At 60.7% G+C, this 23,384-nt stretch carries 21 protein-coding genes; 14 read left to right on the top strand and 7 right to left on the bottom strand.

The window, feature by feature from the left end:
* Positions 1-21 precede the first annotated feature (21 nt).
* The 3 genes from IC234_RS03535 (at position 22) to IC234_RS03525 (ending at position 3,617) form a co-directional block, all read left to right on the top strand.
* Positions 22-684, top strand: a complete 663-nt coding sequence (locus IC234_RS03535; protein WP_190922443.1) for a metal-dependent transcriptional regulator — start codon at positions 22-24, stop codon at positions 682-684.
* A gap of 12 nt (positions 685-696) precedes the next feature.
* The gene (gene mnmE / locus IC234_RS03530) at positions 697-2,118 is read left to right on the top strand and encodes a tRNA uridine-5-carboxymethylaminomethyl(34) synthesis GTPase MnmE (RefSeq protein WP_190922442.1); all 1,422 of its coding nucleotides are present in this window, start codon (positions 697-699) and stop codon (positions 2,116-2,118) included.
* Between the two features lie 206 nt (positions 2,119-2,324).
* Entirely contained in the window at positions 2,325-3,617 is a 1,293-nt protein-coding gene (locus tag IC234_RS03525; RefSeq protein WP_190922441.1) for a citrate synthase, read from the top strand.
* A gap of 90 nt (positions 3,618-3,707) precedes the next feature.
* Here IC234_RS03525 and IC234_RS03520 read toward each other — a convergent pair whose 3' ends face one another.
* From IC234_RS03520 to lepA, 6 genes are all read right to left on the bottom strand, one after another.
* Entirely contained in the window at positions 3,708-3,902 is a 195-nt protein-coding gene (locus IC234_RS03520) for a DUF4177 domain-containing protein (RefSeq protein ID WP_190922440.1), read from the bottom strand.
* A 54-nt stretch (positions 3,903-3,956) separates the two neighbouring features.
* Positions 3,957-4,328, bottom strand: a complete 372-nt coding sequence (locus IC234_RS03515; protein ID WP_190922439.1) for a hypothetical protein — start codon at positions 4,326-4,328, stop codon at positions 3,957-3,959.
* A 332-nt stretch (positions 4,329-4,660) separates the two neighbouring features.
* A complete protein-coding gene (locus IC234_RS03510; protein ID WP_223827442.1) occupies positions 4,661-6,637 on the bottom strand; it encodes an OmpA family protein in 1,977 nt (658 codons plus the stop codon).
* 8 nt (positions 6,638-6,645) lie between these two features.
* Positions 6,646-7,227 (bottom strand): 7-carboxy-7-deazaguanine synthase QueE, encoded by a 582-nt coding sequence (locus tag IC234_RS03505; RefSeq protein WP_223827441.1) that lies wholly within the window; start codon positions 7,225-7,227, stop codon positions 6,646-6,648.
* A 212-nt stretch (positions 7,228-7,439) separates the two neighbouring features.
* Positions 7,440-8,342 carry a bifunctional 5,10-methylenetetrahydrofolate dehydrogenase/5,10-methenyltetrahydrofolate cyclohydrolase gene (locus IC234_RS03500; RefSeq protein ID WP_190922437.1) on the bottom strand — a complete coding sequence of 301 codons (903 nt, stop codon included), beginning with the start codon at positions 8,340-8,342 and terminating at the stop codon, positions 7,440-7,442.
* A 151-nt stretch (positions 8,343-8,493) separates the two neighbouring features.
* Positions 8,494-10,281, bottom strand: coding sequence for a translation elongation factor 4 (lepA, locus tag IC234_RS03495; protein WP_190922436.1), 1,788 nt, complete (start codon positions 10,279-10,281; stop codon positions 8,494-8,496).
* Between the two features lie 153 nt (positions 10,282-10,434).
* On the opposite strand from lepA, the gene IC234_RS03490 reads away from it, so the two are divergent.
* From IC234_RS03490 to IC234_RS03465, 6 genes are all read left to right on the top strand, one after another.
* On the top strand, positions 10,435-11,289 hold the full coding sequence (locus tag IC234_RS03490; RefSeq protein ID WP_190922435.1) for a hypothetical protein: 855 nt from the start codon (positions 10,435-10,437) through the stop codon (positions 11,287-11,289).
* A gap of 104 nt (positions 11,290-11,393) precedes the next feature.
* Positions 11,394-11,801, top strand: a complete 408-nt coding sequence (locus IC234_RS03485; protein WP_190922434.1) for a GlcG/HbpS family heme-binding protein — start codon at positions 11,394-11,396, stop codon at positions 11,799-11,801.
* A 77-nt stretch (positions 11,802-11,878) separates the two neighbouring features.
* Entirely contained in the window at positions 11,879-12,250 is a 372-nt protein-coding gene (locus IC234_RS03480) for a hypothetical protein (protein ID WP_190922433.1), read from the top strand.
* 113 nt (positions 12,251-12,363) lie between these two features.
* Entirely contained in the window at positions 12,364-15,783 is a 3,420-nt protein-coding gene (locus IC234_RS03475; protein ID WP_190922432.1) for a methylmalonyl-CoA mutase family protein, read from the top strand.
* Between the two features lie 205 nt (positions 15,784-15,988).
* Positions 15,989-16,705, top strand: coding sequence for a hypothetical protein (locus tag IC234_RS03470; protein WP_223827440.1), 717 nt, complete (start codon positions 15,989-15,991; stop codon positions 16,703-16,705).
* 353 nt (positions 16,706-17,058) lie between these two features.
* Positions 17,059-17,793 carry a phosphodiester glycosidase family protein gene (locus tag IC234_RS03465; RefSeq protein WP_190922430.1) on the top strand — a complete coding sequence of 245 codons (735 nt, stop codon included), beginning with the start codon at positions 17,059-17,061 and terminating at the stop codon, positions 17,791-17,793.
* Between the two features lie 32 nt (positions 17,794-17,825).
* Here the strand turns inward: IC234_RS03465 and IC234_RS22045 are convergent, their stop codons facing one another.
* Positions 17,826-18,680 carry a DoxX family protein gene (locus IC234_RS22045; RefSeq protein ID WP_317173316.1) on the bottom strand — a complete coding sequence of 285 codons (855 nt, stop codon included), beginning with the start codon at positions 18,678-18,680 and terminating at the stop codon, positions 17,826-17,828.
* 363 nt (positions 18,681-19,043) lie between these two features.
* Here IC234_RS22045 and IC234_RS03455 point away from each other — a divergent pair, with 363 nt between their 5' ends.
* From IC234_RS03455 to IC234_RS03435, 5 genes are all read left to right on the top strand, one after another.
* Positions 19,044-19,634 carry a histidine phosphatase family protein gene (locus IC234_RS03455; protein ID WP_190922428.1) on the top strand — a complete coding sequence of 197 codons (591 nt, stop codon included), beginning with the start codon at positions 19,044-19,046 and terminating at the stop codon, positions 19,632-19,634.
* Between the two features lie 141 nt (positions 19,635-19,775).
* Positions 19,776-20,777, top strand: coding sequence for an NADP-dependent oxidoreductase (locus IC234_RS03450; RefSeq protein ID WP_190922427.1), 1,002 nt, complete (start codon positions 19,776-19,778; stop codon positions 20,775-20,777).
* 90 nt (positions 20,778-20,867) lie between these two features.
* Entirely contained in the window at positions 20,868-21,494 is a 627-nt protein-coding gene (locus IC234_RS03445) for a chloramphenicol acetyltransferase (protein WP_190922426.1), read from the top strand.
* Positions 21,495-21,526: 32 nt separating this feature from the next.
* Positions 21,527-22,399: an EamA family transporter gene (locus IC234_RS03440; RefSeq protein ID WP_190922425.1), complete on the top strand. Its 873-nt coding sequence runs from the start codon at positions 21,527-21,529 to the stop codon at positions 22,397-22,399.
* 81 nt (positions 22,400-22,480) lie between these two features.
* Positions 22,481-23,350 (top strand): aldo/keto reductase, encoded by an 870-nt coding sequence (locus IC234_RS03435; RefSeq protein WP_190922424.1) that lies wholly within the window; start codon positions 22,481-22,483, stop codon positions 23,348-23,350.
* Positions 23,351-23,384 lie beyond the last annotated feature (34 nt).

The raw sequence follows: 23,384 nt of genomic DNA, 5'->3' as shown, positions 1-23,384 counted from the left end.
AACAAGCCGCAAGCTTAGTTCATGCCTAGCCACACCGAGGAAAATTACCTTAAAGCCATTTTCAAGCTGGCCGAGGCCGAACCCGATACCACGGGCGTCAGCACCAACCGCATTGCGGCCGCGCTGGACACCCGCGCCGCCTCGGTGACCGACATGCTGCGCCGCCTGGCCGACAAGGGCCTGCTGAACTACGAGAAATACCGCGGCGTGCAGCTCACGGCCGAGGGCCAGCGGCTGGCCCTGCTCACCATCCGCAAGCACCGGTTGTGGGAGGTGTTTCTGGTGCAGCAGCTGGGTTTTAATTGGGACGAGGTGCACGAAGTGGCCGAAGAGCTGGAGCACGTGCAGTCGCCGCTGCTCATGCGCCGCCTCGATGCCTTCCTGGGCCACCCCGCCCTCGACCCGCACGGCGACCCCATACCGGCCGAAGACGGGGCCATGCGCCGCCCCGCCCACCGCCTGCTGGCCGACCTCTCGGCCAGCGAGCGCGGCACGTTGGCCGCTGTTAAAAACACCTCCGCGCCGTTTCTGCAATACCTCGACAAGGTGGGTCTGCAGCTCGGCGCGCTGGTTGAAGTGCTGGATAAGGTGGCGTTTGATAACTCCTTTGAAATCCGAATCAACCGCGAACGAACGGCGCTTATTTCAGCCGAAGTCAGCCGTAATTTGTTTGTAACGGCATAACCAAAACCTGTCGTGGCCCAAGCGCTTTTCTCCGATACCATTGTGGCGTTGTCCACGCCGCCGGGCGCGGGCGCCCTGGCCATCGTGCGGTTGTCGGGCCCCGCAGCCGTGGACCTCACGGCCGCCGTGTTTTCTAAAAAAAACCTGACCCAAGCGGCGGGGCACACCCTGCACTACGGCACCCTGCGCGACCCCGACAGCGGCAGCATCGTCGACGAAGTGGTGGTGGCGCTGTACCGCGCGCCGCGCTCCTTCACCCGCGAAGACGTGGTTGAAATCAGCTGCCACGGGTCCGACTACGTGGTGCGCCAGGTATTGGCCCTGCTCCTGCGCCGCGGTGCCCGCCTGGCCGAAGCCGGCGAATTCACCAAGCGCGCTTTTCTGAACGGCGCCATGGACCTGGCCCAGGCCGAAGCCGTGGCCGACCTCATCGCCGCCGACTCGGCCCTGAGCCACCGCGTGGCGCTCAACCAGCTGCGCGGCGGCTTCTCGCAGGAGCTGCGCGAGCTGCGGGGCCGGCTTATCAAGTTTGCCGCGTTGCTGGAGCTGGAGCTGGATTTTGGCGAAGAAGACGTAGAATTTGCCGACCGCACCGGCCTGGCCCAGCTGCTGGCCGAAGTGCGCGCCGTGGTGGCCGGCCTGCTGCGCTCTTTTGAGTTGGGCAACGTCATCAAAAACGGCATCACCGCCGTGATTGCAGGCCGGCCCAACGCCGGCAAGTCCACGCTGCTCAACGCCTTGCTGCGCGAGGAACGCGCCATTGTCTCGGCCATTCCGGGCACCACGCGCGATTTTATTGAGGACGAAGTCAGCATCGACGGCCTCCGGTTCCGCTTCGTGGACACGGCTGGCCTGCGCGACGATACGGCCGATGAAGTGGAAGCCATTGGCGTGGCCCGCACTCGCGAGCGGGTCAGCAAAGCCGCGCTGCTGCTCTACTTATTCGACCTGACCCAGATGAGTCCCGAAGAAGTGCAGGCTGAAATCAGGGAACTTACTCAGGGGCTCGACCTGCCAGTAATGGCCGTGGGCAACAAAACCGACCTGGCTACGCCCGATGCGCAAGCGGCCTTCGCTTCTGCATTTCGGATTCCGGACGCGGCGGGCCCCGAAACACCGCTGGTGTTCTTGGCGGCCGGGCAAGGCCAGGGCCTGGAGGGGCTGCAGGAAGCGCTGGTGCGCCAGGTGCGGGGCTCGGCGCTCGAAAACACGGCTTCGGCCACCATCGTGACCAACGTGCGCCACGCCCGCGCCCTCGAAGCCGCCGCGGCTCACCTGGCGGCCGTGCAGGCCGGCCTCGACACCGGCCGCGGCACCGAGCTGCTGGCCGCCGATTTGCGCCATGCCCTGGCCGCGCTGGGCGAGATTACGGGCGAGATTTCGTCCGAAGATTTGCTCACGAGCATCTTCACGCAATTCTGCATCGGCAAGTAAGGACTGGCTTAATCTCCTTTTAACCGCTGGCAGCTCGAAATCTTCGCAATCGTTGCCATCGGCTCTCAGGGCTTTTTTTGCGGCCATTTTAGAAACACTGCGCGGGTTTCCGTTGTAGTGATGGCGCGGCGGCCGGCCCCAAAATTTCCCGGCTTACGGCGTATGCCTTAGTTTCGCACCGTATTATTTCCCCATTCCTCCCGCCCATGGCAGAATCTGCTGAACTCATTCTCGACGGCAAGTCCATTACGTTGCCCGTCATTGAAGGCACCGAACACGAAAAGGCGTTTGACATCGGCAAGCTGCGTGACCAAACCGGTTACGTGACCCTCGATTCGGGCTACAAAAACACCGGCGCCACCAAAAGCGCCATCACTTTCCTCGACGGCGAAGAAGGCATTTTGCGCTACCGCGGCTACCCCATCGAGCAGCTGGCCGAAAAGTCGAGCTTCCTGGAAGTGGCCTACCTGCTGATTTACGGCGCCCTTCCCACCGAAGCCGAGCTGGCCAACTTCAGCGGCCAAATCACCAAGCACACGCTGGTGCACGAGGACATGCGGAAAATTTTCGACGGCTTCCCCTCGGCCACGCACCCCATGGCCATCCTGTCGTCGCTCATCTGCGCCCTCACCGGCTTCTACCCGCAGAGCGTGTCGCCCGACCTCAGCCCCGAGGAGATGGAACTGAACATCATTCGCCTGCTGGCGAAGATGCCCACCATCGCGGCCTGGACCTACAAAAACAACATGGGCCATCCGTTGAACTACCCGCGCAACGACATGGACTATTGCGCCAACTTCCTCTACATGATGTTCAGCTTCCCCACCGAGAAGTATGAAATCAACCCCGTGGTGGTAAGCGCCCTCAACAAGCTCCTCATCCTGCACGCCGACCACGAGCAGAACTGCTCCACCAGCACCGTGCGCCTCGTGGGCTCGGCCAACGCCAGCCTCTACGGCTCGGTTTCGGCCGGCATCAACGCGCTGTGGGGACCCCTGCACGGCGGCGCCAACCAGGAGGTGATTGAGATGCTGGAGGCCATCGAGGCCGACGGCGGCGACACCAGCAAGTTCATCGCCAAGGCCAAGGACAAGAACGACTCGTTCCGCCTCATGGGCTTTGGCCACCGCGTGTACAAGAACTTCGACCCGCGCGCCAAAATCATCAAAAAGGCCGCCGACGAAGTACTGCAAGCCCTCGGCATGCAAGACAGCCCCCTGCTGAAAATCGCACAGGAGCTGGAGCAGGCCGCTCTCACCGACCAATACTTCATCGACCGCAAGCTGTACCCGAACGTGGACTTCTACTCGGGCATCATCTACAAAGCCCTGGGCATCCCCACCGAGATGTTCACCGTGATGTTTGCCCTGGGCCGCCTCCCCGGCTGGATTGCCCAGTGGAAAGAGATGCGCGAGAACAAAGAGCCCATCGGCCGGCCGCGTCAGATTTACACCGGCGAGCTGGAGCGCGACTACGTCGAACTCAGCGCCCGCGCTTAAAGGCCTTCGGGTAACCAAAAAGCAGAGCCCTGAAACGAATTCGTTTCAGGGCTCTGCTTTTTGCGTTCAAATGTCCACAAAGGGCTTGCGCTAAGCCACTATTTCGCGCTTAAGGGTAATGAGCAGTCCGCGGGTTCGGTGCGAAGTAAAGATGGTGTCCACTACCGAAACCACCTCCCACCCTTCTCGCCCCAAGGCATTCAGGTGATTGGTGAGTTCCTGGTAATCGATGCCGCTGAAAAATCCGCTCACGGTGTCCAGCAGTCGGTATTCAAAGTATTTCATGGCGCGCGGTGCCGCAGCCCCGCTGCCAGTCGCAGCGGGGCTGTAGCCAAAGGCTTACTTGAGGCGATGGGCGGTGAAGTTGTTGCGCAGCGACTGGTACGCCACCAGCTGCTGGGGCTGCAGCAGGCTGGCCAGCTCAAACTCGTAGCGTTGCTGGGCTTCGGCCAGGCGCGTGTCGCGCTCCTCGGCGCTGGCCCCGTTGAGCAAAATCTCCAGGTCGCGGCGCTCGGTGAGCATGTTCAGGTGCAGCTGCTTCACGGCGAGGTACTGCGCCTCGTTGAAATGAATGTGGCGGGCCAGGGCGCGCGTCAGCGTGGTGGCGCGGGTCATCATGGCCTGCGAGTACGAGCCATCGCCCGGACCGGCGGCGGCCGAGCCGCCATAGAGGCCGGCCGAGAGGCAGGTTGCCAGGAAGAGGTTTTTCATGGGTAAATGGGTTTGGAGAAAAGGTGAAGGGCCAACCTTCGTCGATTGACCTGACCAAACGTAATGAGAATTTTCGCTTGCACCGAAAAACATTTTTTTGGCACTTTTTTAATCACCGCATTTTTATCGACAATCATAAACACCTGATTTTTTGATACATAATAACAATTTTAAAAACTTCGCAATGAGGCAAAAAAAAAGCTCGCCATCGGGCGAGCCATATTTTTTTTGGTGCGAATCATATTAAATTTTCACTTCTTTAAAGCCTTGCTTTAAGTGAAATAGCGGTTGTTCAGTAACGCTTTAACTCAATGGCCGGGGCCGGGCGGCGCTTACAGAATGTGTAATTCTATGCGCCGATTGAGCTGCCGGTGGGCTTCCGTATCGTTCGGAGCCAGCGGGTGGCCTTCGCCGTACCCTTTGGAACGCAAGCGGGTGAGCGGAATGCCGTGGCCGGACAGGTAATCGACCACCGACTGTGACCGGCGCTGCGAGAGCTGCAGGTTCGATTCGGGCGTGCCCACGTTGTCGGTGTAGCCCGATACCTCAATTTGCACGTCGCGGTACTGACGCAGAAACTCGATAAGCCGGTTCAGCTCGGTACGCGACTGCGGCTTGAGCTCGTACTTATTGGTGTCAAAAAACAGGTTGTTCAGCACCACGGAGCGGCCGGCCCGCACGGGTTCCAGGTAGATGTCCAGCGTGAGCGGGTTGAAAGAGTGCTGGTCGGAATAGTCGAAGCTGAGACTTTTGAGCAGGTATTTGTCGGCGGCGGCGTACATGGCGTAATGGTGGCCTTCGTTGAGCACCACGGTGTAGTCGCCGTATTCCGGGTCGGAGGTCACAAACTGCGTCAGCACGTCGGTGTCCAGGTCGTAGAGCTTAACCTCGGCCTTGAGCGGTTTCTTGGTGTTGGCATCGAACACCCGGCCCTGCGTGTAAGTGCTGGTTTCGCGCGCTTTCACTGGCGCGGGCACGGCAAAGCTGAACAGCTCCACGGGCCGCTCCCGCGCCAGCCGGTAGCCACCGGAAGGCTCTTCGGTAGCACGGCTGCGCGAGCAAAATCCCTTTTGGTTGTCGGAGGTGATGAACAGCGAGGCCTCGTTTTCGAAAGTGTTGAGCGGGTAGCCCAGGTTGCGAGGCTCGCTCCAGGCGCCAGCGGCGCTTTTTTCGCACCGAAACACGTCGAGCCCGCCCATGCCCACCAGCCCGTCGGTCACATAATATAGGGTGGTGCCGCTGGCATGAATGAACGGGGCCATGTCCTTGCCGGCCGTATTCACGGGGGTGCCCAAGTTTTGGGCCACGCTCCAGTTGCCGTCGGGCTGCAGGGTGGTCACATAGATATCTTCCTGACCTTGCCCGCCGCGGCGAGTAGACGTGAAGTACAAGGTGCGACCGTCGGCCGAGAGCGAGGGCTGTGAGTCCCACTCCGTCGAATTCACGTTGATGCCCAGGTTGACCGGGGCGCTCCAGTTATTGCCGGTGCGGCGCGATATGTACAGGTCGCAGTTGCCAATGGCCTTGGGCCGGTCGCACGATGCGAAAACCAGGGTTTTGCCGTCGCCCGAAATCGAGCCCGCGCCTTCGTTGTAGCTGGAATTGATGGCCGGGGAAATGGGCACCGGCGCCCCCATCGAGCCGTCTTTGTTTTGCCGGCTCACGTACAGGTCCTCGCCGCTGCTGGCCGCCGGGCGCCCCGTGAAGAGCAGGAAGCGGTTATCAGCCGTGAGGGCAGGAAAATACTGGAACTTGAAGCTGTTCAGCGGTGCGGGCAGGGCTACGGGCGCTTCGCCCTGCGGGTGCTTCATGGCTTCCAGCGCAAACTCGCAGGTGAGCAGCTGGCGCTGCGACTTGGCGAGGTTTTTCTGGGTTTTGGGCGCCACCTTCATCAGCTGCTTGTAGGCGTCGAGGCCGGTTTGGTACTCGCCGTAGCTCAGGGCCAGGTCGCCCAGCAGCTGGTACTCCGAGGCGTGCGATGCATCGGGAGTCACCTTGGCCAGGCCGTTGCGGTAGGCCGTGAAGGCGCCGCGGTTGTCGCCCATGGCTTTCAGCAACGAGCCTTTCAGCAGGAAAGCCTCCCCGAACGAGGGAAACTTCTCGTTGAGCTGGTTGAGGGATTCCACGGCCTTTACGAAGTCCCGCTCCTTGGTTTGCTGCTGCGCTTTTTCCAGTAAGGCCCGCGCCTTGGTATTGGTGGGCGTTTGCACTTTGGGCGGCAACTGGGCGGTTGCTACTTCAGCCGAGCCCAGGCACAACGCCCACATCACTCCGAGGCGCAATGCCCCCAACACTTTTTTGCGACGCATAGGGTACGCTATGGAATGTCAAGATACTTATGGGTTTGAAGCGACACCTGCCATTGCGGGTGCTGCTTCACATACTCTACCAGTTCGGGCGTCATGCGGGCGGCACGGCTCCATTCGGGCTGTAAGTATAAGCGGGCGGTGCCGGGAACCTGCGCGGCGTGCTCTTCGGCCCAGGCAAAATCGGTGCCGTTGAACACTATTACCTTCAACTCGTGCGCTGCCGCCAGCACTTCCGGCAGCGGGGCCTTGAATTTTTTGGGCGACACGCACACCCAGTCCCAGGTACCGGACAGCGGATGCGCGCCGGAGGTCTCTATCCAGGTGCGGCAGCCGGCGGCTTGCAGTGCGGCCGTGAGCGGGCCCAGGTCGTGCATCAGGGGTTCGCCGCCGGTGATGACGACGTTGCGGCCCGCATGCTCTAAAACGGCTTCCACCAACTGAGGCACCGACTGCCGCGGGTGAGCGTCGGCGTCCCACGACTCTTTCACGTCGCACCAGTGGCACCCCACATCGCAGCCGCCCAGGCGAATAAAATAGGCGGCGCGGCCCGTGTTATATCCCTCGCCTTGAATGGTATAAAACTGTTCCATCACCGGCAGCAGGGCGCCGCTGGACAGGCCAGCACTTTCACCAAATGGTGCAATTATTTCAGAAGAAAGTAAAGTCACAGGTATCATACTAATGCGGGTGCCGGAATGCCGAACAGCCGTAACGCTGGCAATGGGACGCACTGTTCCATGGCCGGACTTTAAAAGTACAGGTTCGGCCCACTATAACCTAATATTCCAAAAAATCAGCCGGCCTACCGGGGGTAAATTTCGCCCTTTGCCGCGCGTAGCGTGTTCAGCAAAAGCATGGCAATGGTCATAGGGCCCACGCCGCCGGGCACCGGCGTAATGGCCGAGGCCAAAGGCGCCACCTCGGCAAAGTTCACATCGCCTTTGAGCACGTAGCCGCTCTTCTTGGTCGCGTCGGCCACGCGCGTGGTGCCCACGTCGATGACCACGGCGCCGGGCCGCACCATGTCGCCGGTCACAAACTCCGGCCGGCCGATGGCGGCCACCACGATGTCGGCCGTGCGGCAGATTTCAGCCAGGTTCTGCGTCCGCGAATGGCATAAAGTGACAGTGCAGTTTGCCGTATCCAAGTTCTTAGCCAACAAGATGCTAACTGGCGTTCCTACGATGTTGGAACGACCAATCACCACGCAGTGCTTGCCGCTGGTTTTGATGCCCTGGCGGGCCAGCAGCTCCACAATGCCGGACGGCGTGGCGGGCAGTAGCGCGGGCAAGCCGGCCACCATGCGGCCGATGTTCATGGGGTGAAAGCCGTCGACGTCCTTCTCGGGCCGAATGGCTTCGATGACTTTTTCGGGGTCGATGTGCTTGGGCAGCGGCAGCTGCACAATGAAGCCGTCGATTTCCGGGTCGTGGTTCAGCTCGTCGACTTTGGCCAGCAATTCGGCTTCCGTAATGTCGTCTTCGTAGCGCAGCAGCGTGGAGGCAAACCCCACCCGCTCGCAGGCCAGCACCTTGTTGCGCACGTAGGTTTCGGAGCCGCCGTCGTGGCCCACGAGAATGGCCGCCAGGTGGGGCACCTTTTTGCCGGCCGCTTTCAGGGCGGCTACTTCGGCGGCGATTTCGGCTTTGATGTCCTCGGCGGTTTGCTTGCCGTCGATGAGGTTGGAGGTGGTGGTTAGGCTCATGGTTTACCGGTCATCCTGAGCGCAGCGAAGGACCTCATCACGTCCGCGCCGCTCAATTAAATGAAATCCCGAGTAGGCAGCCGTGATAAGGTCCTTCGCTGCGCACAGGATGACAAAACAAAAAAGCGGCCCGAAAGCCGCTTTTTTCAAATCAATCGATTTTCAAAACCGCCAGGAAGGCTTCTTGCGGAATCTCGACCGAGCCCACCGAGCGCATCCGCTTTTTGCCTTCTTTCTGCTTTTCGAGCAGCTTGCGCTTGCGGCTGATGTCGCCACCGTAGCACTTCGCGATTACGTTTTTGCGCAACGCTTTCACGGTTTCGCGGGCAATGATTTTCTGGCCGATGCTGGCCTGAATGGCGATGTCGAACATCTGGCGGGGCAGCAGCTCGCGCAGCTTCTCGCAGAGGCGCTTGCCCCACTCGTAGCTCTTGGAGCGGTGCACGATGGCCGAGAGGGCGTCCACCTTCTCGCCGTTCAGCATCACGTCGAGCTTCACCATGTCGGACTCGCGGAAGCCAATCAGCTCGTAGTCGAGCGAGGCGTAGCCGCGGCTGATGGACTTGAGCTTGTCGAAGAAGTCGAACACAATTTCCGACAGCGGCAGCTCGAAGCTCATCTCCACCCGCTCGGAGGTCAGGTAGCTCTGGCCCTTGATGATGCCGCGCTTGTCCATGCACAGCGTGATGATGGCCCCCACGTACTCCGAAGCCGTGATAATCTGGGCTTTGATGTAAGGCTCCTCGATGTGCTTAATTAGGTTCGGCTCGGGCATTTCGCTCGGCGCGTTGATGGTCAGCAGCTGGTCCTTGGTGCCGGTGGCGTGGAACTGCACGCTGGGCACGGTGGTGATGACCGTCATATTGAACTCACGCTCCAACCGCTCCTGCACGATTTCCATGTGCAGCATGCCCAAGAAGCCGCAACGGAAACCGAAACCCAGGGCCACCGAAGTTTCGGGCTCCCACACCAGCGAGGCGTCGTTGAGCTGCAGCTTTTCCATGCTGGAGCGCAGCTCTTCGTACTCGGTGGTATCGACCGGGTAGATACCGGCAAACACCATCGGCTTCACGTCGGCGAAGCCCTGGATGGCCTCCGGCGTAGGCCGGTGCACGTGCGTAATGGTGTCGCCCACCTTCACTTCGCGCGCTTCCTTTATGCCCGAGATGAGGTAGCCCACGTTGCCGGCGCTGATTTCCTGGCGCGGCTCCTGGTTCAGGCCCAGAATGCCGATTTCGTCGGCGCCGTATTCCTTGCCGGTGGCCATGAAGCGGAGCTTGTCGCCCTTCTTCATGGTGCCGTTCTTGATGCGGAACAGCACTTCGATGCCGCGGTAGGAGTTGAACACCGAGTCGAAAATCAGGGCCTGCAGGGGGCCGTCCGGGTCGCCTTTGGGCGCGGGCACCCGCTCGCAGATGGCGTTCAGGATGTCTTCGATGCCGATGCCGGCCTTGCCCGAGGCGTGGATGATGTCCTCGGGCTTGCAGCCGATGAGGTCCACGATTTCGTCGGTCACTTCCTCCGGCATGGCGTGCGGGAGGTCGATTTTGTTGAGCACCGGGATGATTTCCAAATCGGCCCCGATGGCGAGGTAGAGGTTGGAAATGGTCTGGGCCTCGATGCCCTGAGAGGCGTCGACGATGAGCAGGGCGCCTTCGCAGGCGGCGATGCTGCGGCTCACTTCGTAGCTAAAGTCGACGTGGCCGGGCGTGTCAATCAGGTTCAGCGTGTAGATTTCCCCTTTGTAGGGGTACTGCATCTGAATGGCGTGGCTCTTGATGGTGATGCCCCGCTCACGCTCCAGGTCCATGTTGTCGAGCAGCTGGGCCTGCATGTCGCGCTTGGCTACCGTGCTGGTGAACTCCAGCAGGCGGTCGGCCAGGGTGCTTTTGCCGTGGTCGATGTGGGCAATGATGCAAAAATTGCGGATATTCTTCACAGAGGGCGGTTTTTCAGAGCACGAAGGTACGAAACACGGGGCGCAAAAGCCAGTTGGCGGCCCCAAAGGCCTTGGCTGGCCGGGTAGTATAAGTGCCCCAAGCACCGTAGTTTTGTCGATTACCTGTTAATAAACACGTATTGCCAGTCGCCTATGCAACCGCAAACCGCTACGCTTTCCCCCGTTTCTGCCGAAAACTCGCGGCAGAAGTTCCTCATTGCCGCGCTCAACAGCACCGCCATTTATGTGCTGGCGTACTACGGCGTGTGGGCCGCGCACGAGGGTAGCAAGGTGGCCATGTCGCGCCTGTTGGGCATCCGGGGGCTGTGGGACCCCAGCCGCATCGTGTACACGCTGGCCGACCGCGAGTGGTGGCAGCTGGCCGTGCTGGGCGTGTACGGCATCGGGCCCCTGGTGTGCTTTTTCATTGGGGTGGCGGCGTTTTGGTGGTACTGGAAGCGCGAGCGCGCCCATCCCGGCCTGTTTAAGCTGCTGCTGCTGTGGGTGGCGTTTCATGCCTGCAACGCCATTTTTGGCGCGCTGCTGGCCGACTCGCTGCGCCAGGAGGGCTCCTGGTACGTCACGGACTGGCTGCTGCGCTTGGGCAATGCCGCCGACGTGGTGGTAGCGCTGGTGGCGGGCCTCATTCAGCTGGGTATGGGCCACCTGGGCTCGGTGGCGTTTCTGCAGGCCCACGACTCGCACACGGTGATGAAGTTTGCCAATCGCAAGCGCATGGTTATTTACACGCTGATGTGGCCCTGGGTGGGCGGCGGGGTCTTCATCGGCCTCTCCAAGCTGCCGTATTTTTCCATGCACGAGGCCCTGCACCTGCTGATGATGGGCCTGCTGATATTCCCGCTCATCCTGGGCTGCGTCAACGACCCATTCGATTCCACCGTGAAGCGCGCCCAGCCCTCGCACATCGCCTGGGGGCTCATTCTGCTGGCGGTGCTGGGCGCCGTGGCCTGGCGGGTTGCCCTGAGCCCCCCGGTGTCCATCCTGTGACCGCAAAGGGGAAGCAGGCTGGAACATTCCGCATCAGCAGTGGTTGGGAACCCGGGGCTGGCATTGTTGCCATGCGCCAAACCATCATAACCCCCTTCCTTCCCATGGGTATCACCCTCGAACAAGCCCAGGCCGCCCTCAAGGCCGCGCACCAGAAAGCCCTTGACATGGGCGTCAAAATGAACATCGCCGTGGTCGACGCCGGTGCCAACCTCACCGCCTTCGCCCGCATGGACGACGCCTGGCTCGGGTCGTTGGACATCTCCATCAAGAAAGCCAAAACGGCCCGCTTCTTCGACATGCCCACCGGCGAAATCGGCAAGCTGGCCCAGCCCGGCGGCCCGCTCTACAACATTGAGCACTCCAACGGCGGCCTCATCAGCTTCCCCGGCGGCATCCCGATTATGGATTCGGGCAACCGCGTCATTGGCGCCATCGGCGTGTCGGGAAGCACCGTGGAGGACGACCACGCCGTGGCCCAGGCCGGCGTGGATGCCATTCAGGGGCAGTAGGTTTTTATAATCTGATTTTGAAACGCCCCGGCCGAAAAGCTGGGGCGTTTTTCGTACTTGCGCCTTTAATCAAAACTATGCACGATTTTACGCTTTGGCTGGAATTTGAGCACGTGGATTATTCGAGCCGATGGGATGCCGGGACAGACGCCTTTGTAACAGGTATCGCTTGGGATAGAAAAAATGAGGCTTGCAACGTCATCGTGGATTTGCCGGATGGGCGGCACTACGGAATCAACGTCTGGACTTATGGTTTCCTGGAAACTGTTGTGGCACTAGACACTGAGAACAAAGAACATTTGAACGGCATGTACCAAATTCCTCCCGGCCTCTTTGTCCGGGAGCTTACCCGCGAGTGCATCGAAGCCACCATTGCTGATTTACTGAAGCAGGGAAATCTGGAAGACCTACTGAACCTAACGGTGCTTGGCAAACCGGATTCTGATTAGACTCGATTCGTAAGAACGCGCCCCGGCCGCCCCCGCCGGGGCTTTTTCGTACCTTCGCACACGTTTTCCACCCTCACGGTCGCGGACTGAAAGTCCGCGCTACTCCCTCAAATATGCACCCCGCTCCCACCGCGCCCTACAAACCGAAGAACCACGTTCGCATCGTCACTGCCGCCGCTTTGTTCGACGGGCACGACGCCGCTATTAACATCATGCGCCGCATCATTCAGAGCAGCGGCGCGGAGGTCATTCACCTCGGGCACAACCGCTCGGTGCAGGAAATCGTGGACTGCGCCATTCAGGAGGATGCGCAGGCCATTGCCATCACCAGCTACCAGGGCGGGCACAACGAGTACTTCAAGTACATGCACGACCTGCTGAAGGAGCGCGGCACGGGTCACATCAAAATCTTCGGCGGCGGCGGCGGCGTCATTCTGCCCACCGAGATTGCCGAGCTGATGGGCTACGGCATCACCCGCATCTACTCGCCGGATGATGGCCGCGCGATGGGCCTGCAGGGTATGATTAACGACTTGCTAGAAAAAGCGGACTTCCCGACCGGCCAGAATCTGAACGGTGAGGCCGGCCACGTGGTAGAGAAAGATGCCCGCAGCATTGGCCGCCTGATTTCGGCGGCGGAGAACTTCCCCGAAGAGTTCGAGCGGGTGAAAGGCGACCTGCTGGTTGCGTTTCAAACCAGCGAAAACGAACAGAATCAGAATCTGAGCAACCGTCGCCCCGCTCCCATTCTCGGTATTACCGGCACGGGCGGCGCGGGCAAGTCGTCGTTGGTAGATGAGCTGGTGCGGCGGTTTTTGATGGACTTTCCCGAGAAGACCATTGCCATTATCTCCGTCGACCCCAGCAAGCGCAAGACGGGCGGCGCGCTGCTCGGCGACCGGATTCGGATGAATGCAATCAACTCGCCGCGGGTGTACATGCGCAGCCTGGCCACGCGGCAGAGCAACCTGGCGCTGTCGCGCTACGTGCAGGATGCCGTGGACGTGGTGCGCGCCGCCAACTACGACCTGATTATTCTGGAGACTTCGGGCATCGGGCAGTCCGACACCGAAATCATCGAGCATTCCGACGCCAGCCTGTACGTGATGACGCCCGAGTACGGCGCGGCCACGCAGCTGGAGAAAATCGACATGCTCGATTTTGCCGACGTGATTGCGCTGAACAAGTTTGACAAGCGCGGGGCGCTGGATGCGCTGCGCGACGTGCGCAAGCAGTACCAGCGCAACCACGGCCTCTGGGACACGCCCACGGACCAGATGCCGGTGTTCGGCACCATTGCCTCGCAGTTCAACGACCCGGGCATGAACCGGCTATACCGGGCGGTACTCAAGATGCTGGAAACCAAGACCGGCGCCACCTTCGCCTCGCACCTGGAAACCAGCGCCGAGGATTCGGAGAAGATTTACATCATCCCGCCGCACCGCACCCGCTACCTCTCCGAGATTGCCGAAACCAACCGTGCCTACGACCAGCGCGTGCGCGAGCAGGCCCAGATTGCCGAGGTGGCCGGCGCGTTTGCGAAGCTGGAAGAGCACTACCGCGACGAGAAGAAGAGTTCCGACAGCATGGTGGAGGAATTCACCAAAAACAAGCAGACGCAGCTGCGCCGGCTCGATGCCGACAGCCAGGCCATTCTGGAAAACTGGGAAAGCACCCTGCAAAACTACCGCAACCCGGAGTACGTGTACTCGGTGCGCGGCAAGGAAATCCGGGTGAAGACGCACACCAAGTCGCTGTCGGGCAACGACATTCCGAAGGTGGCGGTGCCGCGCTACTCGGGCTGGGGCGACCGCCTGCGCTGGGCCATGCAGGAGAACTTCCCCGGCGAGTTTCCCTACACGGCGGGCGTGTTTCCCTTCAAGCGCGAGGGCGAGGACCCCACGCGCATGTTTGCCGGCGAGGGCGGGCCGGAGCGCACCAACCGCCGCTTCCACTACGTGAGCATGGGCCTGCCCGCCAAGCGGTTGAGTACGGCGTTTGACTCGGTGACGCTCTACGGCGAGGACCCCGACCACCGGCCCGATATTTATGGCAAAATCGGCAACGCGGGCGTGAGCATCTGCTGCCTTGACGACGCCAAGAAGCTGTATTCGGGCTTCAACCTGGCCAACCCCAGCACGTCGGTGTCGATGACCATCAACGGGCCGGCGGCCACGCTGGCGGCGTTTTTCATGAACGCGGCCATCGACCAGCAGTGCGAGCTCTACATTAAAGAGCACGGGCTGGAAGCGGAGGTGGAAGCCAAAATCGACCAGATTTATAAAGCCAAAAACGTGGCCCGCCCCCGCTACCAGGGCGAGCTGCCGGCCGGCAACGACGGCCTGGGCCTGCTACTGCTCGGCGTGACGGGCGAGGACGTGCTGCCCGCCGACGTGTACGCCACCATCAAGGCCAAGACGCTGACGCAGGTGCGCGGCACCGTGCAGGCCGACATTCTGAAGGAAGACCAGGCCCAGAACACCTGCATTTTCAGCACCGAGTTTGCGCTGCGCCTGATGGGCGACGTGCAGGAATACTTCATCCGGCACGCGGTGCGGAATTTCTACTCGGTGTCGATTTCGGGCTACCACATTGCCGAGGCGGGCGCCAACCCCATCACGCAGCTGGCCCTCACGCTGAGCAACGGCTTCACGTTTGTGGAATATTACGTGAGTCGGGGCATGAGTGTGAACGACTTCGCGCCGAACCTGAGCTTCTTCTTCTCCAACGGCATCGACCCGGAGTACGCCGTGATTGGGCGGGTGGCGCGCCGCATCTGGGCCAAGGCCATGAAGCTGAAGTACGGCGCCGACGCCCGCAGCCAGATGCTGAAGTACCACATCCAGACCTCGGGCCGCAGCCTGCACGCCCAGGAAATCGACTTCAACGACATCCGCACCACGTTGCAGGCGCTGTACGCCATCTACGACAACTGTAACTCGCTGCACACTAACGCCTACGACGAGGCCATCACCACGCCCACCGAGGAATCGGTGCGCCGGGCCATGGCCATTCAGCTCATCATCAACCGCGAGCTGGGGCTGGCCAAGAACGAGAACCCGCTGCAAGGCTCCTTCATCATCGAAGAGCTGACCGACCTGGTGGAAGAAGCGGTGCTGCTCGAATTCGACCGCATCACGGAGCGCGGCGGCGTGCTCGGGGCCATGGAAACCATGTACCAGCGCGGCAAAATCCAGGAGGAAAGCATGCACTACGAGATGCTGAAGCACACCGGCGAGTACCCCATTATCGGGGTGAATACCTTCCTCTCGTCGAAGGGCTCGCCCACGGTGGTGCCGGCCGAAGTCATCCGCGCCACGGAGGAGGAAAAGCAGTACCAAATCGAGATGCTCAACATCCTGCACGCCCGCAACGCCGACCAGACCGAAACCCGCCTCAAGCGCCTGCAACAAGTGGCCGTGCGCAACGAAAACCTGTTCGAGGAGCTGATGGAAACCGTGAAGTTCTGCTCGCTCGGCCAGATTACGAACGCGCTGTTTGAAGTCGGCGGGCAGTACCGGCGGAATATGTAAGGAATCATTGTTTTAGTTAAACAGGAATCAGTGCTACATTGCTGTTGTAGCACTGATTCCTACAAAACATTGGCTCAGAGACATTATTAGAATGTGTGTTTTTCATAATGTGTGTTTTTCATAAAGTTATTTATCTATAAACCTAAAGTTCATTCACTAAATAGTTGCGTTCTTGGATTAAAAAAACATTTCAAATATGGTGGACGTGCTCAAATATACGGGTATAGGTGGCCTAGGCCTTGTTTTAATTTTTGTATTTTTTAGGCATTTAATTTCGCAGCCTCTCTTTACTAAGTTGAAGCATGATGAAAGCTATACTATTATTAAATCTATTGTTTATGGGTGCTTAGTATTATCATTACTAAGCCTTTGTATTTACGCATTTGTCAAGTACAATGAACTAGGCCTCTCAGGCATTAAAAACAAACCTTTTAATAAAACATATCGTGACACCTCATCTTGGGAAGATGCAGGCGGAGGTTGGATGAAAAGGAAAATTGATAAGGAGTATTTAATTTCTCCTTCGATTCCAATTGAAAAATCTAAACTGAAATCATTTACCAGTAACACTATCGGAGATTCATTTAATAAATTCATAGAATTAAACGACGAGCAGATAGTTTATTTAGACATTTACTTGAATAGCAAGGAAATACGTGTAGGAACAGAATTTTATGATAACGGGGATAAAGTCAATTACGACCAACTAATTACTTTCTTAGTTAGGAACAAAGGAAAAGACACTATTAATGGTAACAATTACGAGGTGCTGGGCCATCCATCTTTGAATAGATACGTGTATGAAATGAAGTATGGCAACTATTGTATTAAAGGGTACTTTAGGGTTTCAGTCGTCCCTGGTTATATGGATTTTGGGCATGGATATGTAAAACTTTATGCACAAAATGTATCTTTAAGATGAAGTAATGAATGTATTTTTTAAATCGCACTTTTACTGAAGATTTAACTACCTGCTATCCCCAAGTTAGGGAGACAAGGTTTCGTGTGTATTAGGGCAAAGTCCCAGCGCTCCCACCTGGTACAGTCATAAACACGCCCAGCTTCCTCAGCGGCTTGGAGAGGCGCCAAGGGCACGGGGACGGGCGCTGGGTCACCCGAAGCTTCAACGGTGGCGGGCTATGATTCTGCGTGAAAGCAGGTATCACCGACGTTTGGCAGGATGAATTTCGCCCTGAGCTAGCGCCTGAGCACAATTTTTCGCTAGCCAAGCTGGTTTGAGCCCTTGCAACGCCTGCCTTATCCGTCCCCGGCCCTATGAACTTACTGCGAAAATGCAGCCTGCTGGGGCTGCTGGTTGGACTGGTGGGCGCTTGCTCCTCACACACCGCGCAGGAAGTGCGGCTGGAAGGCCGGACCACCGTTGCGGGCCATCAGTATTCGGTGTTTCACCCGCAGGGCCTGGCTATTCGGGTGGTCACTGTTCGGCCCGATGCGGCCGATAGCCGCAATCAGCTCAGCGTGGCCGCGGCCTACACCGATTTGGACACCGACCAGCCGCTGGACCTGCTGGTGTGCAATGGCCGCGTGTTGCAGCCCAAAGCCACAGTGTGGTTTCTGGATGGCGCGCTGACGGTGGTCGGCGATTCGCTTACTATTGTCCGAATACCCCACAAACAGTCGGTGCCCGGTGCTGAGCTGGAGCGCGTGCGGCAGCAGCACGGCACCCTGCTGCTGCAGGAACTGCTGGTATTTGAGGGCCGAAATGTGCACGCAGACGGCGGCAGCGTGTTTCAGCGCCGCGCCTTGGTGCAGCTGGCCAACCGGCAGTTTGCAGTGGTAGAAAGTGTATCCGATTACCTCACGATGAAGCAATTCGGCGACGACCTGCTGGAACTGGGGGCGCGCAAGGCGCTGTATCTTGACATGGGCGGCTGGGACGAAGGCTGGTACCGGGCCGGCAGCCAGGTAGTGAAGCTGGGCCGCCGCCGCACGGACACGGCCCGGCAGTCGAACTGGCTGGTATTTGCGCGCCGGCCAGCGGAAAAATGAAAAGCGCCGGGGTAAACCGTTGCCAAACAATTCTATTGGGCCACCACGTCGAACCGCGCCCGGTACACAGTCGTATCGGCGGGACCGAACTCGATGCGGCGATTCGCCTTTTGTTTCAATTCGTAGTCGCCGTTGATGGCAAACTTTACTTCCGTGACCTTGTAGCCGGTGTGCGTGGTGACGACGGCACGGTAGAGGCTGTCTTTTATAATGGGCGTCATCTGCAGGTCATAGTCCCAGCTCAGGGGTTTGTCGCGGCCGCGGAGGCCCACTTGCTGCACCTTGGGATGGCCGCTCACGTCGAGCAGATACACCACGGTTTTGTCGTGGGCGGGCTGCACGCAGCCGGGTAGCAGCAGGGCCGCCAGCCCCACCAAGCCGGGCCGGAGGCGGCCGATAGCCGATTTCGTCAGCCGATAATCGAGGCCGAAGCGGCCGGAGCCCAGCACCAGCGCCGGCAGGGCCGCCCACAGAAAGCCCAGGGCGGGCAGCATGTTCCACAGGCCATTCTGAAACTGCTGCATGAATACGGCCACCAGCATGGTGCAGCACACCAGAAAAGCGGCCGGGCGCGTGAGCAGCCCCAGCACCAAGAGCAGCCCGCCGATGCCTTCGCTGAAAGCGCCCATCCAGGCAAAGAAGTTGGGGAACATGGCGAAGATGCCGCCGTAGGCCGCCACGTCCTGCGGAAACCAGAAGGCCACCTCAAACAAGCCCAGGTTGTTGTCGGGCGGCGACCAGGGCAGGCCGAATTTGGCCGCGCCGAAATCGGCGGTCAGCAGGTAGCCGCACACAACGCGCGGCAGGGCCAGCAACGCATCCTGCCACCAATGCGGCAGCTGCTGGGGTCGAAGTAGGTTTCGAATCAAGGAGGGGAATGCAGGCACGGGCGTAGGAATTGATGGTGAAAACGAGCCTGCTCCAGACCGCCTGTGCGGAAGGCAGCAGCCCAGGGTGAGTGCAGGTCGGGAGAAGTAGCTGCAAAGCACCATGCCTGGCCCCTACGTCGCGCTTCAAATTATAATTCGGGGCGTAACAAGTCATAAGTTGGCACAATGGCCAAAATCAATTTACTCATTGACAGAATATTGCCAACGTATCGAGCGCCGTCAGCCCACATGAGCCGCTCCGGCCGGCGCGCCCAAATTGTTGGTTTGCAACCCAGCGCCGGCCAGGCAAGTATGCCGCTGCGGCCCCCGGCCCTGCGGCGAATGCCGGCGGGCTCGCGGCTCCTTCATACGCCTAGCCCGATGATAGACCGTTTTACCGAAATAGACAGAGCCAAGCTGTTTCTGCTCTACCACCTCAACCCCGTTCACCCCAAAGCACCGCCCGTGCCCAAAGGCCCGTTGCTTCGGATTGTGATTATCCGGCACGGCGAAAAGCCCACCGAGGGCGACAACCTTTCGGCGGCCGGGCTTGAGCGGGCGCTGGCCTTGCCCGACGTGCTCAATGACTTGCTGCCCCGGCCGCCCGCTTTCACCTACGTGCCGTGCATCGGCACCGACAAGGAGGAAACCACCCGCGTGCGCATGATGCAAACCGTGCTGCCCTACGCCGTGCAGCACAACCTGACCATCAACAGCGACTACGCGCCCGACGAAGTGAAGGGCCTGGTGAAGGAGCTGCGGCGCCACCGCGGCACCGTGCTGCTGGTGTGGGAGCACCACAACATTGTGCGCATTGCCGAAGCCCTGGGCATTGCCGGCCCCCTAGAATGGCCCGACGACGACTACGACAGCATCTGGACCATCACCTTCCGGAAAGGCCGGGCCAAGGGCAAAGCCAAATTGCCGGTGCTCAAAAAGAGCAAGCAGGGCATTCAGCCCGAGGCGAATTGACGAACAGGCCCCGCCTTCGCCGCCCGGGCCGGGCTTGGCGCTTGTTTACACAAAGCATTACCTGGCAAGCGCTTCTGCCCTACCTTGTGCAAACCCCCGCCGGCGCCGGCGTGGCAGGCACCCCACTTTAGCGCAAGCCGCATGAAAGCCTACGTACTAACTCGCTACGGGAGCAACAAGGAGATTCAGGCAGTGGACCTGCCAGAGCCGCTGGTGAAGCCGAACGATGTGCTGATTCAAATCAAAGCGACCAGCGTCAACCCGGTCGATTTTAAAATCAGGGACGGGCAGCTCAGGCTGGCCTTGCCCCTCCGGTTCCCCCATATTTTGGGCAACGACGCGGCCGGCGTGGTGGCCAAGGTTGGCAGCAGCGTGACGCAGTTTAGCCCCGGCGACGAAGTGTATGCCCGCGTCGACATCGACCGCATGGGGGCCTTTGCCGAATACGTGGCCGTCGACGCAGGCGCCGTGGCCCCCAAGCCCGCCCGCAGCAGCATGGAAGAAGCCGCGGCCCTGCCGCTGGTGGCGCTCACGGCCTGGCAGGCGCTGCGCGAGGTGGGCCAGCTACAGCCCGGGCAGCGGGTACTCATCCACGCGGGCTCGGGGGGCGTCGGCACGATGGCCATTCAGCTGGCGAAGCACTGGGGGGCCCACGTGGCGACCACCACCAGCACGCCCAACGTGGAATGGGTGCAAGGCCTGGGCGCCGACCAGGTGATTGACTACAAGAAACAGGCCTTCGAAACCGTGCTAAACGGGTTTGACCTCGTGCTGGATACGCTGGGCGGAGACGCGCTCAACAAGTCGTTTCGGGTGCTGAAACCCGGCGGCAAAGTGGTGTCGGTGGCCGGGCCGCCCGACCCGCAATTTGCCAAAGACCAGGGCATGAACTGGTTTATGCAACAGGCTTTGGGGCTGCTGAGCTTCCGGGTGCGCCGACTCGCGAAACAGCACCACGCGAGCTACTCTTTCCTGTTGATGCACCCCAGCGGCCCGGAGCTGCGCGTGCTGAGCGCGCTCGTAGACGCCGGCACCGTGCGCCCGGTGATAGACCAGGTGTTTCCCTTCGAAGCCACCAAAGAGGCCATAGCATACCTCGAAACCGGGCGCGCCAAAGGCAAGGTGGTAATCCGCGTGGCGTAAGGCCGTTGCCGGGCTTCGCTCGGGGCGCAACGGCTTTCTGTGGGGCGCGGGGTGTCTACCCCGGCCAGAATCCCCGACCTTTGCCGGCCCATGAAGCACTTCCTTGACCTCACTACCTGGAACCGGCGCGAGCATTTTGCCTTCTTTTCCGCGTTCGAAGAGCCCTTTTTCGGCCTGGTGGCCACCGTCGACTGTACCCGCGCCCTGGCCGAGGCCAAGCGACTGGGCGTGCCGTTTTTCCTGTATTACCTGCACGCAGCCCTGCACGCCGTGAACCAGGTGGATGCCTTCCGCTACCGCATCGAAGACGGCCAGGTGGTCTGCTACGACTGCATTCATGCCTCGGCCACCATCGGGCGGGCCGATAACACCTTTGGGTTTTCCTTCATAGAGCACCACCCCGAGCTGGCCGACTTCCTCCCCGCGGCCAACGCCGAAATTGCGGCCGTGCAAGCCGGCCCCGGCCTGCGCCTGAACGAGCAAACCGGCCGGCCCGACGTCATTCATTTTTCGGCCATTCCGTGGGTGCGCTTCACCGGCCTGACGCACGCCCGCAGCTTCGGCCACCCCGACAGCTGCCCCAAGATTTCGGTGGGGCAAACCTATGCCGAGGGCGGCGCCACGCTCATGCCCGTGTCCATCAACGTGCACCACGGCCTGGCCGATGGCTACCACGTGGGCCTCTTTCTGCAGGCGTTTCAGGAGCGGCTGGGGTAGTTTTTTGCCACTGCGGCTTTCATATGCGGTTTATGCCTACTTCTTCGCGCTTTGCCCTGCCTGCCGTGCCGGCCGTGCTGCTTTCCATCGTCAGCGTGCAGGGCGGGGCGGCCATTGCCAAAGGGCTGTTTCCGGTGCTCGGCGCGGCGGGCACGGCCAGTGCGCGCATTGGGCTGTCGGCGCTGATATTGTTGGCGGTGGTGCGCCCCCGACTGGGGCGGCTGAGCGGCGCGCAGTGGCGGGCCGTGGTGCCATACGGGCTGGCATTGGGCGCCATGAACTTTCTGTTTTACTGCGCGCTGGCGCGGGTGCCGCTGGGGCTGGCCGTCACGCTGGAATTTGTGGGGCCGCTGGGCCTGGCCCTGGCGGGGGCGCGCCGCTGGGTAGATGTGGTGTGGGCGGTGCTGGCCGCGGCCGGCATTGCCCTGATAGCCCCGTGGAGCGGCTCCGGGGTCGACCTCTTGGGGATGGGCTTTGCCCTGGCCGCGGGCGGATGCTGGACCATCTACATCGTGCTGGGCCAGCGCACCGCCGCCGTGCTGCCCGGGGCGCAGGCCGTGGCCGTGGGCATGCTGTTTGCCGTGGTGCCGGTGCTGCCGTTTGGAGTGGCCAGCGGCAGCCTGCTGGCGTTTACGCCGCACTTGCTGCTGCTGGGGGCCTTGCTGGCGGTGTTTTCCAGCGTGCTCCCTTTCACGCTGGAAATGCAGGCCCTCCGAACGCTGCCGACGCGCACGTTCAGCATCCTGATGAGCCTGGAGCCGGTGGCAGCGGCCATTTCGGGCTGGCTGCTGCTGGGCGAGCGGCTCACCCTGGGGCAATGGCTGGCGGTGGTGTTTATAGTGGCCGCCAGCGCCGGGGCTACCCTCACCACGGCCAGCCCACCCGCGGCCGTTGGGGGCGAGTAAAACCTATACACAAAACGGGCTTTGGCGGAGAGTTCTCCGATTATTTCAAAACAAAACCGTGGTTTGAGCGTCTGCAAGGGCATGACCATCACCATTGCCCCCCACTCCGCCCACCCGCTCACCCTCAACCGCCTCGGCTACGGCACCATGCGCCTCACCGGCCCCGACATCTGGGGCGAGCCCGCCAACCGCCCCGAGGCGCTGGAAATCCTGAAAACCGCCGTGGCCAGCGGCGTGAATTTCCTCGACACCGCCGACTACTACGGCGAAGACGTAACCAACCGCCTCATTGCCGAAGCCCTGCACCCCTACCCGGCCGGGCTGGTCATCTGCACCAAGGTGGGCGCCACTCGCCGGCCCGACAAAAGCTGGGTGCCCTTCAACACCCCCGAAAACCTGCGCACCAGCATCGACAACAACCTGCGCACCCTGCGGCAGGAGCAGATTCAGCTGGTGCACCTGCGGCTGATGGGCCACGGCCCGGTGCCCCTGGCCGAGCAGCTGGGCGCCATGTTTGAGATGCAGCGCGAAGGCAAAATCCTGCACGTGGGCCTGAGCAACGTGACCCGCGAAGAGCTGGAAGCCGGCCTGCAGCTGGGCCCCATTGCCACCGTCGAAAACATGTATAGCTACGCCCAGCGCACCACTGTGCAGCTGCCCCACGGCGCCAACCCCGGCGGCGAGGAAGTGCTGGACCTCTGCGAGCAGCACGGCATTCCGCTCATTCCGTTTTTCTCGCTCATCCACGGCTTGCCCAAGGCCGGCAACAAGCTGGCCGAACTGGCGCAGAAGTACCGCGTTTCGGAAGCGCAGCTGAACATTGCCTGGCTGCTGCACCGCTCCCCCTGGATATTGCCCATTCCGGGCACGTCGTCGCTGGCGCACCTGCGGGAGAACGTGAAAGCCGCCGAAATTCAGCTCAGTGCCGAAGACATGGCGTATCTGGGGTAGGCCAATTGCGCGAGCGCCGGGATTTCGCAATTTT

Origin of the sequence: Hymenobacter armeniacus (assembly GCF_014699055.1) — a bacterium.
In the GTDB taxonomy this organism is placed as follows: Bacteria; Bacteroidota; Bacteroidia; order Cytophagales; family Hymenobacteraceae; genus Hymenobacter; species Hymenobacter armeniacus.
Note: the sequence above shows the minus strand (reverse complement) of the source record. Positions and strands in the feature narration are given on the sequence as shown.

Coding starts and splice junctions, on each gene's coding strand:
- IC234_RS03535 (WP_190922443.1), top strand. CDS start 22: ATGCCTAGCCACACCGAGGAAAATTACCTTAAAGCCATTTTCAAGCTG.
- IC234_RS03525 (WP_190922441.1), top strand. CDS start 2,325: ATGGCAGAATCTGCTGAACTCATTCTCGACGGCAAGTCCATTACGTTG.
- IC234_RS03520 (WP_190922440.1), bottom strand. CDS start 3,902: ATGAAATACTTTGAATACCGACTGCTGGACACCGTGAGCGGATTTTTC.
- IC234_RS03515 (WP_190922439.1), bottom strand. CDS start 4,328: ATGAAAAACCTCTTCCTGGCAACCTGCCTCTCGGCCGGCCTCTATGGC.
- IC234_RS03510 (WP_223827442.1), bottom strand. CDS start 6,637: ATGCGTCGCAAAAAAGTGTTGGGGGCATTGCGCCTCGGAGTGATGTGG.
- IC234_RS03505 (WP_223827441.1), bottom strand. CDS start 7,227: ATGGAACAGTTTTATACCATTCAAGGCGAGGGATATAACACGGGCCGC.
- IC234_RS03500 (WP_190922437.1), bottom strand. CDS start 8,342: ATGAGCCTAACCACCACCTCCAACCTCATCGACGGCAAGCAAACCGCC.
- IC234_RS03490 (WP_190922435.1), top strand. CDS start 10,435: ATGCAACCGCAAACCGCTACGCTTTCCCCCGTTTCTGCCGAAAACTCG.
- IC234_RS03485 (WP_190922434.1), top strand. CDS start 11,394: ATGGGTATCACCCTCGAACAAGCCCAGGCCGCCCTCAAGGCCGCGCAC.
- IC234_RS03480 (WP_190922433.1), top strand. CDS start 11,879: ATGCACGATTTTACGCTTTGGCTGGAATTTGAGCACGTGGATTATTCG.
- IC234_RS03475 (WP_190922432.1), top strand. CDS start 12,364: ATGCACCCCGCTCCCACCGCGCCCTACAAACCGAAGAACCACGTTCGC.
- IC234_RS03465 (WP_190922430.1), top strand. CDS start 17,059: ATGAACTTACTGCGAAAATGCAGCCTGCTGGGGCTGCTGGTTGGACTG.
- IC234_RS03455 (WP_190922428.1), top strand. CDS start 19,044: ATGATAGACCGTTTTACCGAAATAGACAGAGCCAAGCTGTTTCTGCTC.
- IC234_RS03450 (WP_190922427.1), top strand. CDS start 19,776: ATGAAAGCCTACGTACTAACTCGCTACGGGAGCAACAAGGAGATTCAG.
- IC234_RS03445 (WP_190922426.1), top strand. CDS start 20,868: ATGAAGCACTTCCTTGACCTCACTACCTGGAACCGGCGCGAGCATTTT.
- IC234_RS03440 (WP_190922425.1), top strand. CDS start 21,527: ATGCCTACTTCTTCGCGCTTTGCCCTGCCTGCCGTGCCGGCCGTGCTG.
- IC234_RS03435 (WP_190922424.1), top strand. CDS start 22,481: ATGACCATCACCATTGCCCCCCACTCCGCCCACCCGCTCACCCTCAAC.